The sequence below is a fragment of the Legionella jamestowniensis genome (assembly GCF_001467745.1).
Lineage (GTDB): Bacteria > Pseudomonadota > Gammaproteobacteria > Legionellales > Legionellaceae > Tatlockia > Tatlockia jamestowniensis.
Genome location: NZ_LNYG01000013.1, coordinates 807331 through 821153, shown reverse-complemented (window position 1 = coordinate 821153; position 13823 = coordinate 807331). Strand labels below are relative to the sequence as shown.

The window sequence follows — 13823 nt, the reverse complement described above, 5'->3', positions numbered from 1 at the left end:
CCTTGAACGTGCATTGCTGCAAACGAGCGTATTTTGCAAACTATTTAAGGTCTTGTCAAACAATTTTTACTTGGATTGTTCCAATTGTCGATTTTAAAAAATCGTGGACAATATGACCGATAGAATACAGAAACTTCAAATTGAATTATCCAGGGCTTAAATTTCAAGCTCCTGGATATTATTAGAATAAGCTTAGATCCTCCAACGCTTAATGACAAGTTTTATAAATACGCCGTTTCCTTGTAATCGAATGACGCTGGGGAGGACAGTCTTTCCTACAGAAGTATACTGCCCGTAATCAATGACATACCCACTTTGTTTTAAAACTAGGAGATGATTGGCAGAGTCGCGCTTTGCAGATTGTACATGTCCTGGCGCTGGTAATCCCCTAACCCAATAATAAAGATTATTGACGGGTAGACGAATCCCTGTTTGTTTCTTTAGTAATTCTTCAGCATTGGAAGATGAGGCAGTTTTAGGGCCGTCACGAAGCGTCACAAGCCCGCCTTTTTTATTAATTAGAACAGTTCCACTCCCTAAGGGGCCAAACAAACGAATTTGATAGTGTCCTATACCGCGTTGCAGCCAATTGACAGAAGCATTCCATCCTTTATTTTTACTACGTGCTGCCATGGCGCCTGAGATTTCCCAGGAAGAAATCGCACTAGCAGAGGACGTTGCGGCAATTTTGGCGGTTTCGGCTGTATTTCCCTTTGTTTCGGCAACGGTTTCTGATGCTTGTTTTTTATCAACATTTTTGTTATTGCCTGTTGCTGAAAAAGTTTCAGCGGTGGTAGTTGTCGTTGAGCCTGGCGTAATCGCTTCTGCCTTAGCAGTTCTGTTGGGATAATAAGAGGAAGTGCCATCCATTGTGGTTGGGCGAGGAGTACAGGCAGTTAACAGAATCGAGCCTAATAAAGTTAATTTAATCGCATTCATTGCTTCTCCTAATTCCGTTTTCCGTGAGTGTCAGATCTTATAATAGTCTGCAAGTTAAAAAATTTCCTTTAAATGGACCAGGAAGTTATTCAGGCAATAGTTTTTAGCTGCACAATACGATAGACTTCAAAAAGTTGCAATTGCCAGGTATATTGATGAAACATAAAGCAGTGTATCCCGGAACGTTTGATCCGGTTACTAATGGTCATATTGATATCATTACAAGGGCTGCAAAAATTTTTCCAGAGTTAGTCGTTGCTGTAGCAAGCAACGAGACTAAGCGCCCGCATTTTCCCCTTGAAACACGCATAGCACTGATTAAGGAAACATTGGGAAGTTTACCTGGCGTTGAGGTAATAGGCTTTGACTGCTTGTTAATTGACTTTGTTCATGAACAAAAAGCCGGGATCATTTTACGCGGATTACGTGCCGTTAATGATTTTGAATATGAGTTTCAATTGGCAGGGATGAATCGGAAACTCTCACGGGATATCGAGACCGTATTTCTTACCCCCTCTGAGCATGTCCTATTTATCTCCTCAACCTTGGTTCGAGAGATTGCTCAACTTGGTGGAGACGTATCGCAATTTGTACCGCCTTCTGTTGAGCGAGCATTCCTACAGAGAAAATAAGTTTATGAAAATCTACCCATTTTTGCTGGCATCATGCCTGGCTTTCGATACCGGGATGGGAAATGCCGCAGAATATGCGTCTACACCTTCTGCTTATGCTGTTGCAAGTGCTCATCCACTGGCTACTAATGCTGGCTTGGAAGTTCTTGCCGCCGGTGGCAATGCTTTTGATGCTGCAATTGCAGTTGCAGCTACGTTGTCTGTTGTAGCGCCCTATCATTCAGGTTTAGGGGGTGGCGGATTTTGGTTGCTATTCGAAGCAAAAAGTAAAAAAAATATTTTCATAGACAGTCGTGAAACAGCACCTTTAGCAGCCCATAAAAATATGTTTCTTGGTGCCGATGGAAAACCAGTGCTTGGTTTGTCATTGAATGGAGGGTTGGCAGCTGCCATTCCAGGAGAGCCAGCTGCTTTGGTGTATATTGCCGAACATTATGGTCGTCTTCCATTATCAAAATCGTTAGATCCTGCTATTCGCCTTGCCGAAGAAGGCTTTGCTGTTGATTATCAGTTTAACTATTTTTCAACGATGGCTGATCGATTGCAGATGCTACGTCATTTTCCCGATACGGCGGCTGTTTTTTTACATAATAATCAACCTTATCAATTGGGCGAGCATTTAAAGCAACCCGATTTAGCCAAAACACTTAGATTATTGGCAACCAAAGGTCATGATGGTTTTTACCGCGGAAAGGTGGCTGAACAATTAGTAAAAGCGGTACGTGCCTCAGGGGGTATTTGGACGCTAACTGATTTGGCTCGCTATCAAATAAAAATTCGTGAACCTTTGCAAAGCGCTTATCATAATATGCTTATTATTACGGCCCCGCCCCCCTCTGCGGGAGGAGTCGCATTAATTACCATGTTAAATATTTTGGCCGAGTATCCTTTGCAAACCATGTCAAAAGTGCAATGGGTGCATTATCTAACCGAAGCCATGCGGCTTTCATTCTGGCAACGAGAGCAAGCACTAGCAGACCCTGATTTTGTTAAAGTACCACTTGCTAGATTGTTGTCTGCGGACAATGCCAAGCAATTGCGCTCGTTAATTTTTAAAGATAAGGCGACACCCAGTGAGCGGTTTCAGGGAAAAATTGAATCACAGGACAAAAAAAGCACAACGCAGATTTCTATTCTGGATCGAGAAGGCAATCGGGTGGCTGCAACACTTACAGTTAATTTTATTTTCGGCTCCAGTGTGGTTGCAGGAGGTACGGGGGTATTGCTAAATGATGAAATGGATGATTTTTCAGTGAAGCCAGGTTCAAGGAATATTTTTGGCATTGTTGGCAGTGAAAAAAATAGTATTGCTCCGGGTAAAAGACCGGTGTCCAGCATGACACCTACTTTTCTTGAAATGCCTGGACGCGTTGCAATTGTTGGAACGCCAGGCGGCAGTCGTATTCCGACAATGGTATTACTGGCATCATTGGTGTTTTATGATTATCAGGGGGCGATATCGATGGTTTCCGCCATGCGATTTCACCATCAGTATTTGCCAGATTGGCTACAATTCGAACCGGAAACTTTCTCGCCTCAACTGCAATTTGATCTGAAAAAAATGGGGTACAAGTTAATGGCGTTAAAACAGTACTATGGGGACATGCAGGCTATTACCTGGGATAAAGAAGCAAATATAGTGACTGCTGCTTCTGATCCAAGACATATAGGCCTTGCAGCAGTGATAACCGCAGAACCCCAAGGCTATGGATTTAAGCATTAACTGCCTGATTCACCAATTAATTCTTTTATAGATTGGTGTACTCGATTTATTAATTCATCTTTATTTGCAAGGGTGTATTCCGATGCATCAATTGCTTGACCGATATGTACTTCGGCAGTTTGATTAATGTTAAATTGGGTTGTTTTTGCTGGCAAGATATCATAGGCACCGCGAATACCAATGGGAATAATAGTCGCCTTGGCTTCAATTGCTGTAATAAAAGCCCCTTTTTTAAAGGGGGCAAGCTTACCACTTTTGGAGCGGGTTCCTTCAGGTGCAATCCACATGACAATGCCGCTTTCCAGCAATTTGCGAACAGCCCCCAAGTCTTTGATCGCTTGATGCCTGTTTTTTCGGTCGATAAAAGGAAACTCAGCAGCCATCATTCCTTTTCCCATGATAGGAATTTTTGATAATTCCTTTTTAGCCAACATGCGAATAGAGTGGTTAGGGAAGGCTTTAAAGCTAAGAGGAATATCATACAAACTACTGTGATTGCACATAATAATGGTTGCTTCACCTTGTTTAGGCGCAACCTCATGTGGATTAACTACTTTGCATTTTACGCCTACTAAACCCAGTAAGTTTTCGGTCCACTGGCGGATTGTTTTATCGACCCAGGCTCGACTGGTTCTGCCCGTTAAGCGTTTTATTATCGATTTAAAACAAGCATTCGCGGTGTAAAGGATTGATAATAAAATGATCCACTGGGTGCGAAGTTTGCTAATTTTCATAAAGCTTAAGAAATAAATGCGTTTGGATAGATGATACTGTATGTTTAACTAGTTTCACAGTAATACTCTTATTGAATTAAGGGATTATCAAGGGTTGGCATTGTGGACAAAAGGAGGAGTTTCGGCCACCTATAACTACTGCTTGTATCCGGTGGTGGCATTGAAAACAGGATTGGTTTTTCCGACCATAAACTTGAAGATGATTGGCAAAATACCCAGGTTTTCCATCGCTGGCAAAGAAATCACGCAGGGTCGTACCGCCTGCATCAATGGCTTGTTGTAATACCTGTTTGATGGAGGCTATTAATTTAGTGAGCTGATTTTCGGACAAAAGTCGGGCAGGAGTTTGTGGATGAATTCCCGCTAAAAAAAGACTTTCCGTTGCATAGATATTACCCACGCCCACCACTATTTCATTGCACATGATAAATGTTTTAACGGTTTGTTGTTTGTTGACGGCGCGTGAACTTAGATAACTTAGATTAAAGTTGTCGGAGAGTGGCTCTGGTCCTAAATGTGCCAAAAGAGGATGTTTTTCCGGTTTGCCAGTAGCGTAAAGCCAAAGACCGAAACGTCGTGGATCATTATAGCGCAGCGAATATTCTTCATCGACGATCAAGTCAATGTGATCGTGTTTGTTGGTTGGCAAACCAGGTTTAACTATCCGCAAATGACCTGACATCCCTAAATGGATGAGGAGGTATCCTTGCGTTAAATGAATCAACAAATACTTGGCGCGACGTGTAGTCGCCTGTACTTGCTGCCCACAGCAAAGCTCTTGTAATGGCGGTACTGTAAACCGAAGTTGTTGTTGTCTCACATGCACAGCGGTAATCGTTTTATTCATTAAAAATGGGCTTATACCAAGCCTCGTGGTTTCTACTTCAGGTAGTTCAGGCATTAATCTTTGTCGTTGTGTTCAATTACTCGTCCCTTTTTGGGGTTCTCAATTTCCTTACTTGAAAAGAGAAGATTTTTTATGAAAGAAGCCACCCAAAGAATCGCCCCAATGATTAAACCCCATACGAGGACATAGGAAAACATAATAAATAGACCGATTACCAGCGCTATCGCAATACCTGCAATCAGGAAAGGAACAAGCTGTTGTATAAGATGTTCAATTTTTTCGTTCATGAATAAGTCCCTACTCAAGGAAAAGGCGGTTATTTTCTTAACCTATTTGAAATTATCGTCCACAAGTCCTTAGGATGCAATGCGAATTGTACAATTTGTGGTATCATAGGAAACAGTACTATAGTTTAAGTAACTTTAATTTCGCAATGAATTTTATTTTAGTGGAGTAAACCCTATGATTTATGGCGTTTTGAACTTGTCGTTTTGGGGGTATGTGTTAGCAACTATCATCTTAACGCAAATCACAATTGCTGCTGTTACCATTTATCTTCATCGCCATCAGACTCACCGTGCATTAACCTTACATCCAATAATAAGTCATTTTTTTCGTTTCTGGTTGTGGCTAACAACAGGAATGGTTACAGCCGAGTGGGTGGCCATCCATCGTAAGCATCATGCGACAACAGATATTGAGGGTGATCCACACAGTCCTAAAGTATTAGGATTGAAAAAAGTATTTTGGCAAGGAGCAGAGCTTTATAAAGAGGCTTCTAAAGACAAGGAAATGATTGCTAAATATTCCCATGGTACTCCAAATGATTGGATTGAGCGTAATGTATATTCGCGTTTTTCATCAAGAGGCATTTTATTAATGTTTTTAGTAGATTTGTTTCTGTTTGGCCTTCCGGGTATAACTGTGTGGGCGCTGCAAATGATGTGGATCCCACTTCATGCAGCCGGTGTTGTTAATGGTATCGGTCATCATTGGGGTTATAGAAACTTTGAATGTCCTGACGCAGCCACTAACATTTTTCCCTTTGGTTTTTGGATAGGTGGCGAAGAGCTGCATAACAATCACCACACGTTTGCATCTTCTGCTAAATTTTCTGTTAAATGGTGGGAATTTGATATTGGTTGGTTATATATTCGCTGCTTATGTTTCCTAAAACTTGCTAAAGTTAAAAAATTGCCCCCGAAACTTGCAAGAGAAGAAGGAAAACTTCATGTTGATCTTGAAACAGTCAGAGCCGTAGTGAGCAATCGCTTTCATGTTATGTCCCAGTACTATAAGCGCGTGGTTCGTCCTATTATTAAAGATGAGAAACGTAGCGTAGCGCAAGCATCTGATAAGCATCTTCTCCAGCGGGCAGGGCGTTTATTACGTCTGCAAGATAGTTTGTTGACTCCTCGTGCCAAAGCAGGGTTGCAAGCTTTATTAGCAAGTCGTGAGCAGCTCCGTGTAGTTTATAGTTTTCGTCAATCTTTACAAAATATTTGGCTAAAAACAGCCAGCTCACAAAAAGAATTGGTCGAGGCATTACAGCAATGGTGTAAACAAGCTGAAGAATCAGGTTTGGAGGTATTGCATCAGTTTGCTCAACAACTCAAAGGTTATGTGCCTCATCCTGTTAAAATGTAACGAAAGCGGAGTTTTTCCGTTTTCTTTACATATCCTCAAAAGAAAATAGTAATATCCAATTAAATTCGGCATTTTGGGCGAGCAAAGAAGCATTTGAATGCTAAAATTATAATGTTGGCAAGGTTGACATTTGTGTGCTTTTGCTTTGAAGTAATAGATCCAATCATATAGTTATGGAGAGATTGTTTTATGGAAAAAATGACGGCCGTAGTTACTGGGGGAACAGGTGGGATTGGTACAGCCATTTGTCAACGCCTGGCTGCTGATTATCAAGTTATTGCTTGCTATTTCAAAGATGGAAACCATGAAGAAGCCAAGCGCTGGCAAGCAGAGCAACGCGCAGCAGGTTATGAGATCGATATCGTTTATGCCAATATTGCCAATTTTGCTGATTGTGAAAAATTAGCAGCACTTGTATTAGAAAAATATAATCATGTTGATGTATTAATTAATAATGCTGGCATTACGGTAGATACCAGCTTAAAAAAAATGAGTGCACAACAGTGGCAACAAGTGATCGATGCCAATTTAACAAGTGTGTTCAACGTGACCCGTAACATTTTGCCTGCCATGCTCGAAAAAGGTTATGGACGTATTATTACCATCTCTTCTATTAATGGGCGGAAAGGACAGTTTGGTCAATGCAATTATGCTGCTTCGAAAGCTGCGCTTTTTGGCTTTACTAAAAGCTTGGCACAAGAAGTCGCTTCCAAGGGGATTACAGTGAATACTGTTTCACCTGGCTATATTGAAACGCCAATGCTCGCGGCGATGAAAGACGAGGTGTTAAAAAGTATTATTGCCAATATTCCCGTTGGTCGTTTAGGCACACCGCAGGAGGTTGCTGAAGCCGTTGCATTTTTGGCCTCTACATCATCCGGATTTATTACCGGGGCTAATTTGGATATTAACGGCGGTCAATACATGTAATCCTGCGCAGTATTCATTGAATAGGGAAAAGAATGCAAAAAGAAAAAGTTGTCCTTGTAACTGGTGGTACTGGAGATATAGGTACTGCCATTATTAAACAGCTAAGGCCATTGTATGGACATATTATCGCTCTAGATATTATTGCCAAAGAAAAGGCTAAACATTGGCTAGATGAATTAACTCAGGATGATTGCCATAATATTCATTATCGTCAAATGGATGTTTCTGATTACGACCAATGTCAGCAAGTAATTGAAAATATTATTGCGGGGTATGGCCGCGTTGATGTTTTGGTTAACAATGCTGGTATTACCAGAGATGCAGTATTTACCAAGATGACCAAACAACAATGGGATGAAGTGTTAAGGGTCAATCTTGACAGTATGTACAATGTTACTCACCAGGTAGTTGAGCAAATGCGGAACCAGGAAAGTGGGCGCATTATTAATATTTCTTCAGTTAATGCTCAAAAAGGGCAGTTTTCCCAAACCAACTATGCAGCATCCAAGGCGGGCATTTACGGATTTACCAAAAGTCTCGCGCAGGAGTTGATGTTAAAAAATATAACTGTGAATAGTATTTCACCAGGGTATGTCAATACTCGCCTAATGAAAGGAATTAGACCGGACATTCTGGATTCCATTATTGAATTAATTCCAGCCAAGCGTTTGGCAGAACCTGAGGAAGTTGCTTGGGTTGTGGAGTTTTTAGTCAATGAAAAAAGCCGTTACATTACCGGTGCAAATTTAAGTATTAATGGTGGCTTACATATGTATTAAGGCTGTTCATTTGACTAACTAAACTTGTTTAATTGTTGTACTACTGGGCGGCAGAGAACAAAGGCTTTCGGCAAGATAATAAAATGCCGACAGATCTTAGCTTTATGATCAGTAGAAAGACCGGATGGCCCAGGTTGAGAGGACTATGGCAAGACTGATAAAAAAATATAAAAATCGCAGATTATATGACACTGAAAAGAGTCAGTATATTACTGTGGAAGAGTTACAACGTTATGTCGTTGAGGGGCTACCCTTTAAGGTCGAAGACTCTACTACTGGCAAAGATATTACAAATGCCACGTTGTTACAGATTTTCGTTGAAATGGAGAGTGGAGCCACGCAGTTTCTATCTCCGGAACTATTAAGACAACTCATTACGTTTGCTAATCACCCAATGCATCTCTCTTTTAGAGCCATGTTAGAGCAAACCTTTGCAAATATGGAAAAATTATTACAATCAAATCCTTATTTGAATGACTATAAAAAAGCAACCATGTTATGGGATCAGCAAATGCAACAATTCTTTAAGCAATGGCAGGGTTTTTTTGGGGTTAAATAGTGATTTCCCCTTATTTAGAGAATTCCGAACTAATTCTCAAAATATTGTTGCATTGCAAAATAAATTACTCTAACTTCTTGACAATTTGCATATAAAAGTACTATTCTTAAATTGTGCAGTGCAACATAAATGTGGAGAGAGAATCATGACACAAGCTTATTTTGAAAACTGGAGTGAAATCGCAAAAAAAATGCAAGAACCATTTCAGGCTCTGACAGAACTTAATGTAAAAACTTTACAAAGTCTTAGTTATTTAAAACCTGATGAGCTGGCTAATACTAAAAAGCCAGAAGAGTTACTCGAGAAACAAATTCATTTGGCTATCGAGAACGGACATAAGGCATTGGACTATTTACAAAAATCATTCCAAATCATGGAAAAGACAATGCTGTCTCTTGTCCAAGAAGTAAAAAATAAGACAGATATTAAAAAGTAATAGTCCATGTGTTAGCTACTACGAAAGTAGTAGCTTTTTTCCTCCCGAAATTTAAGCAATGTAAAAAATCTTCAATTTATGTTTACCAATAGAGTAAATGATAAACACGCCCCGATTAATATGCGTTTTCAAAGATTTTGCCAGTGGTATTTCTAAATGAAATTACTAAAGAGTAATTTTCCGTATTTTAGATAGAGTTCGCTTCAAATTCGTGGTGATAATTCACGAAGAATTTAAAGCACTACTTTCAAGAGACCGTTTCTTCTTCAGGTGCAGAGGCAGTCTTATCTATGAATGCCCCAGGACTAAAACTATTTTTATTTTGCTCTGCTTCTTGCGGTGCTGTCTTGTAGGTTTTAAAAACATACTTGCCAGGTGCATCGATAATGGGTTTAAAAGGCAGCTTGTCGAAATCAAGGGCTTTTACAAGACGACCTGATTCTTTTTTCAACCAATCCAACCATTCAGGCCACCAGGAACCAGGATAGTGAACAGCATTCGCCAACCAATCTTCCGCCGTTTGGTCAGTTCTTGTATTACTATAGAAGCCATATTTTTCGCTGCTGGGCGGATTGACAATACCCGCGATATGTCCTGAACCCCCAAGTAAAAAGCGTTTTTTTCCTTTCATCAGTTGGAATCCCAAATAAGTAGTTTGCCAAGGGGCAATATGATCTTTTTGGGTAGACACGAAAAAAGTAGGCACTTTAATTTGGGTCACATCTAAAGGCACATGATTTAAATGAATTTTACCAGGCTTAATTAAATTATTGTGCAGGTACATCCAACGTAAGTACTGGGAATGCATTTTTGCAGGCATATTCGTGGCATCTGCATTCCAATACAAGATATCAAAAGGCACAGGGTTTTTCCCTTGCAAGTAATTTTTAATAAAAAAAGACCAAACCAGGTCATTGGCTCGTAGTGAATTGAAAGTACTTGCCATAAAGCGGCCATCTAAAAATCCCTTGGCATGCATTTCTTCTTCAATGCGCCGAATCTGCTGTTCGTCAATGAACACAGAAATGTCACCTGGGTCGCTAAAATCAATCATTGAGGCAAGAAACGTCGCACTTCGAACAGGATGTTCATTCAATGCATTCAAATAGGCAAGTAAGCAAGCAATTAATGTTCCACCTATGCAAAATCCAAGCAAATTAACTTGCTCTACCTTGAGTTGTCTTTGGATGGTTTTAATTGCAGTAAGAGGGCCTTCATTTAAGTAATCAAACAAACCCTTGTCAGCATAACTGGAATCAGGATTGATCCAGGAGATCACAAATACAGTGATTCCCTGCTTAACTAGCCAACCAATAAATGAATTATTTGGACTTAAATCAAGAATGTAGTATTTGTTAATCCAGGGAGGGACAATCAATAAAGGTATAGCATTCACCTCTTCAGTCTGAGGACTATATTGGATAAGTTCCATCATTTCATTACGAAAAATAACTTTTCCAGGTGTCGTAGCTATATTTTCCCCAATTTTAAACGCATCAGTATCAGTCATTTTAATAATCAAACGGGAAGAGCCTGTTTCCAAATCCGTTAGTAAATTTTGCAAGCCACGTAATAAATTTTTGCCATGACTTTGAATGGTTTCTGCCATTAATTGGGGATTGGTATGGAGAAAATTTGCTGGTGATAAGGCATCAAGATATTGTCTAGTAAAAAACTGTACTCTTTTAGCAAGTTGTTTATCACCATAATCTAAATGTTCAAAGAGGGAATTTAAATGCTCACTTGCTAAAAGATAATGTTGGCTTAGCAAGTTAAAAAAGGGATTGTTGATCCACTCTTCACTATTAAAGCGTCTGTCCTCAATTGGCATTGGTTTCCCTTCCAGCCAATGATTAAACTGCTCCTGCATTAAGCTCATGGCGTCTTGCCAATAAGCAAGCTGCATTTCCCAAATTTGTTCAGGATTTTTTAACATGACTGTTAGTAAAGCCTGAAAATCGGTGGTGAGATCCATATATTGCTTGATAAGCGTAGGAAACTGCGCCGGTTGTTTCTTCATTCCATCGATTAATTGAAGGCTTTTCATTGCAACAGAGTGCATGAGATCACTAAGTTCTGTATCGTGGGTCATCCGAGCTCCTACAAATTGTTAAACTTATATTAACAAAAGCTGAATAAATGCAAAATTAAATTTATCTCTAAAAATAGTATATTTATCGAGATAAATTCAAAATATAGTCTATTTTTTTATTTCTGATGCTTATTTTTAAGCGATAAAAGTTTATTTTTGTTTTTAATTCAATAGATTGCCAGGTAGTGCTCGTCAAGAAATATTTTTAGATTCGAGATTTAAGTCCAGTCACCATTGAAAAGTAGAACTCTCTCTTCTACACTGAAAATTACTTAACCACTTTGGATAATAATAATTCAGTTATGAAAGCAGTTGATATCTTAAGTATAGCTTCGGTTGTACCCGAGCAATCTGTCTCTAGCCAAGAAATAATTCGTGAAGCGAATGGAAACCTTAGTCCTGAGATTCACAATATGCTTGACTCAATGTTTATCAACCAACGTTACGCAGTGGTGGACGATTATCCACGCTATTTAACAGGGAAAAAACCCAGAAAATTAATTGAAGACATCAATGAGCTCGCGGTGAAATCCATTCATAAATGCGTGGATGCAGCTAATAAGACACTAGATATTTGCCTATTTATTACTGTCACCAATACGGCATTAAGGCCTTTGCCTTGTATGGCTTATGAAGTTATCGCTAAAGTAAATCCCGCAATCCTTCCTCGAGAGGTCAGTGTTATTAATATGCAAAATCAGGGCTGCTCTTCGATGGTTAAGGCTATTGAAATCGCTCAATCTTTTTTAATAACAAATCCCGGGAAACAAGCCTTAATTACCATCGCTGAGGCCCACACGGCGATGCTTCCGCCCACTTTAACGGAAAATGCAATTGGTTTTAATGAGATAAAGGCAATGCCTGATGGGGAAGAAAAAGAAACTGCCAGACTTAAATTGAACAATCTAATTAATAGTTATTTGTTTGGTGACGGCGCAGTTTCAATATTGCTACAAGCTGCTGATAAAGAACAAAATTTCAAATGTTACCACCTAACTAATTACTCTTGTAAAGATACGGAGATTTTGCATATGGATGAAGGCGGTAGCTATAAGCCCCTGTATGATGGATTTCCTCAATATTTTTTAAGTAAAGTAGTGCCTGCTAGAGGACTTTTTTACAGCAAATGCTTATTTGAAAAGCTTTGTAGCGATTCTAGAGAGGATTACATCGATGATATTGATTTTTTTCTAATACATACCGGAAGTAAAAAAATTATTGACGGGATTCGACATAACTTTTGTTTAGAAGAAACCGAGAAAGTATCACACTCCTATTCAATCATTAATAATTTTGGAAATTTATCGTCATGCTCCATTGGATTTATGCTTGAGGAAGCACTGAATAAAGATAAAAAACAGGGTAATTTTTTATTGATTTCTTTTGGGGTGGGTTTTAGTGGCAGTATTGCCAAATGGGAACTAAGAAAGTCTTTTTAACCTAAGTATTAGAAGATTTATACCAGATTTTGGTTTAGATGTTGACAACTATTTTAGCATGACCATGCCAAAGGAGTTGATAATGAGTAATAATATAGAGCTTTTAGCATGCGGTGGTTATTTACCAAAAAAAATAGTTTTTAATCAAGATCTTGAATCATCAATGGCTACCTCGGATGCCTGGATAACTCAAATGACGGGTATTAAACAGCGCCATATGCTTTCTGAAGATGAAGATTTTTTAGATTGTAGTTACAAAGCAGCCCTCGCAGCCCTTATGGAGGCAAAAGTTTCACCCCAGGTGGTTAACTTGATTATTGTTGCAACCACAACCCCCTTTCAGCTTATGCCCAGCACAGCAGCCATGCTTCAACAAAAGCTTGGAATAGCTAATTGTGTGGCTTTTGACATGCAAGCAGCCTGTTCAGGGTTTATCTATGCATTAGGTACTGCTAATTACCTGATGGAAGCGAGTTCTCAGTTTGAATATGCTTTGGTTTTAGGGTGTGATGCTTTTTCCAATGTGATCGATCATACCGATAGAACAACAGGAATCCTTTTTGGGGACGGTTTTGGAGCTTTTTTACTGAAGCGCTCAAAAAATATGAGCAAGAAAGGAATTTTTTATTGCCGATTAGGTTCCGATGGGCAAGGTATTAATGATTTATACATTCCCTGGGGAATTGGTCAAGGCATAAAGGCTGTTGCAGAAAAAAAGCCTTTTATTACTATGAATGGCAAACAAGTCTTTAAACATGCAGTTTCTCGTTTTACGCAGGAAATCAAGGAAGCTTTGGAGAGTACGCATTTAACTGTTGCAGATGTCCAGCACTATATCCCCCATCAGGCCAATATCCGCATTTTACAAGCAGTGGCTACTGGCCTAAATATACCTATGGAAAAATTTATTGTATCTCTCGATAAACATGCCAATACCTCAGCAGCTTCGATTCCACTTGCTTTCAATGCAGCGTATCAGGAGGGAAAAATCAAGCGAGGAGATTTGGTATTGTTGTGCGGATTTGGTGCTGGATATACTTGGGGCACCACGATTTTTGAATTTTAG

General features: G+C 39.5%; 14 protein-coding genes. 9 read left to right on the top strand and 5 right to left on the bottom strand.

Features of this window, described 5'->3' with window-relative positions; genetic code table 11:
- Positions 1-192 precede the first annotated feature (192 nt).
- Positions 193-939, bottom strand: coding sequence for a lipoprotein insertase outer membrane protein LolB (gene lolB / locus Ljam_RS14950; protein WP_238583709.1), 747 nt, complete (start codon positions 937-939; stop codon positions 193-195).
- Between the two features lie 155 nt (positions 940-1094).
- On the opposite strand from lolB, the gene coaD reads away from it, so the two are divergent.
- On the top strand, positions 1095-1571 hold the full coding sequence (gene coaD / locus Ljam_RS08020; protein WP_176713843.1) for a pantetheine-phosphate adenylyltransferase: 477 nt from the start codon (positions 1095-1097) through the stop codon (positions 1569-1571).
- Between the two features lie 4 nt (positions 1572-1575).
- On the top strand, positions 1576-3294 hold the full coding sequence (gene ggt / locus Ljam_RS08015; RefSeq protein WP_058449532.1) for a gamma-glutamyltransferase: 1719 nt from the start codon (positions 1576-1578) through the stop codon (positions 3292-3294).
- On the opposite strand, the gene Ljam_RS08010 is transcribed toward ggt, so the two are convergent.
- The 3 genes from Ljam_RS08010 to Ljam_RS08000 form a co-directional block, all read right to left on the bottom strand.
- The gene (locus Ljam_RS08010) at positions 3291-4028 is read right to left on the bottom strand and encodes a lysophospholipid acyltransferase family protein (protein WP_058449531.1); all 738 of its coding nucleotides are present in this window, start codon (positions 4026-4028) and stop codon (positions 3291-3293) included. The two genes, ggt and Ljam_RS08010, sit on opposite strands and share 4 nt — an antisense overlap.
- A 76-nt stretch (positions 4029-4104) precedes the next feature.
- A complete protein-coding gene (gene mutM, locus Ljam_RS08005) occupies positions 4105-4929 on the bottom strand; it encodes a bifunctional DNA-formamidopyrimidine glycosylase/DNA-(apurinic or apyrimidinic site) lyase (RefSeq protein WP_058449530.1) in 825 nt (274 codons plus the stop codon).
- A complete protein-coding gene (locus tag Ljam_RS08000) occupies positions 4929-5162 on the bottom strand; it encodes a hypothetical protein (protein WP_058449529.1) in 234 nt (77 codons plus the stop codon). The genes mutM and Ljam_RS08000 overlap by 1 nt, the downstream gene beginning before the upstream one ends.
- A 175-nt stretch (positions 5163-5337) precedes the next feature.
- Here Ljam_RS08000 and Ljam_RS07995 point away from each other — a divergent pair, with 175 nt between their 5' ends.
- The 5 genes from Ljam_RS07995 to Ljam_RS07975 all read left to right on the top strand — a co-directional run bounded on the left by Ljam_RS07995 (position 5338) and on the right by Ljam_RS07975 (position 9226).
- Positions 5338-6522 carry a DesA family fatty acid desaturase gene (locus Ljam_RS07995; protein ID WP_058449528.1) on the top strand — a complete coding sequence of 395 codons (1185 nt, stop codon included), beginning with the start codon at positions 5338-5340 and terminating at the stop codon, positions 6520-6522.
- Positions 6523-6711: 189 nt separating this feature from the next.
- Positions 6712-7452, top strand: a complete 741-nt coding sequence (gene phbB / locus Ljam_RS07990) for an acetoacetyl-CoA reductase (protein WP_058449527.1) — start codon at positions 6712-6714, stop codon at positions 7450-7452.
- 32 nt (positions 7453-7484) lie between these two features.
- Entirely contained in the window at positions 7485-8231 is a 747-nt protein-coding gene (gene phbB, locus Ljam_RS07985; RefSeq protein ID WP_058449526.1) for an acetoacetyl-CoA reductase, read from the top strand.
- Between the two features lie 145 nt (positions 8232-8376).
- Positions 8377-8790, top strand: coding sequence for a polyhydroxyalkanoate synthesis regulator DNA-binding domain-containing protein (locus Ljam_RS07980; RefSeq protein ID WP_058449525.1), 414 nt, complete (start codon positions 8377-8379; stop codon positions 8788-8790).
- Between the two features lie 145 nt (positions 8791-8935).
- Positions 8936-9226, top strand: a complete 291-nt coding sequence (locus tag Ljam_RS07975) for a phasin family protein (protein ID WP_058449524.1) — start codon at positions 8936-8938, stop codon at positions 9224-9226.
- Positions 9227-9473: 247 nt separating this feature from the next.
- Here the strand turns inward: Ljam_RS07975 and Ljam_RS07970 are convergent, their stop codons facing one another.
- The gene (locus Ljam_RS07970) at positions 9474-11318 is read right to left on the bottom strand and encodes a PHA/PHB synthase family protein (protein WP_082651602.1); all 1845 of its coding nucleotides are present in this window, start codon (positions 11316-11318) and stop codon (positions 9474-9476) included.
- Positions 11319-11620: 302 nt separating this feature from the next.
- On the opposite strand from Ljam_RS07970, the gene Ljam_RS07965 reads away from it, so the two are divergent.
- Both Ljam_RS07965 and Ljam_RS07960 read left to right on the top strand, forming a co-directional pair.
- Entirely contained in the window at positions 11621-12757 is a 1137-nt protein-coding gene (locus Ljam_RS07965; RefSeq protein WP_058449523.1) for a 3-oxoacyl-[acyl-carrier-protein] synthase III C-terminal domain-containing protein, read from the top strand.
- A gap of 82 nt (positions 12758-12839) precedes the next feature.
- Positions 12840-13823, top strand: coding sequence for a beta-ketoacyl-ACP synthase III (locus tag Ljam_RS07960; RefSeq protein ID WP_058449522.1), 984 nt, complete (start codon positions 12840-12842; stop codon positions 13821-13823).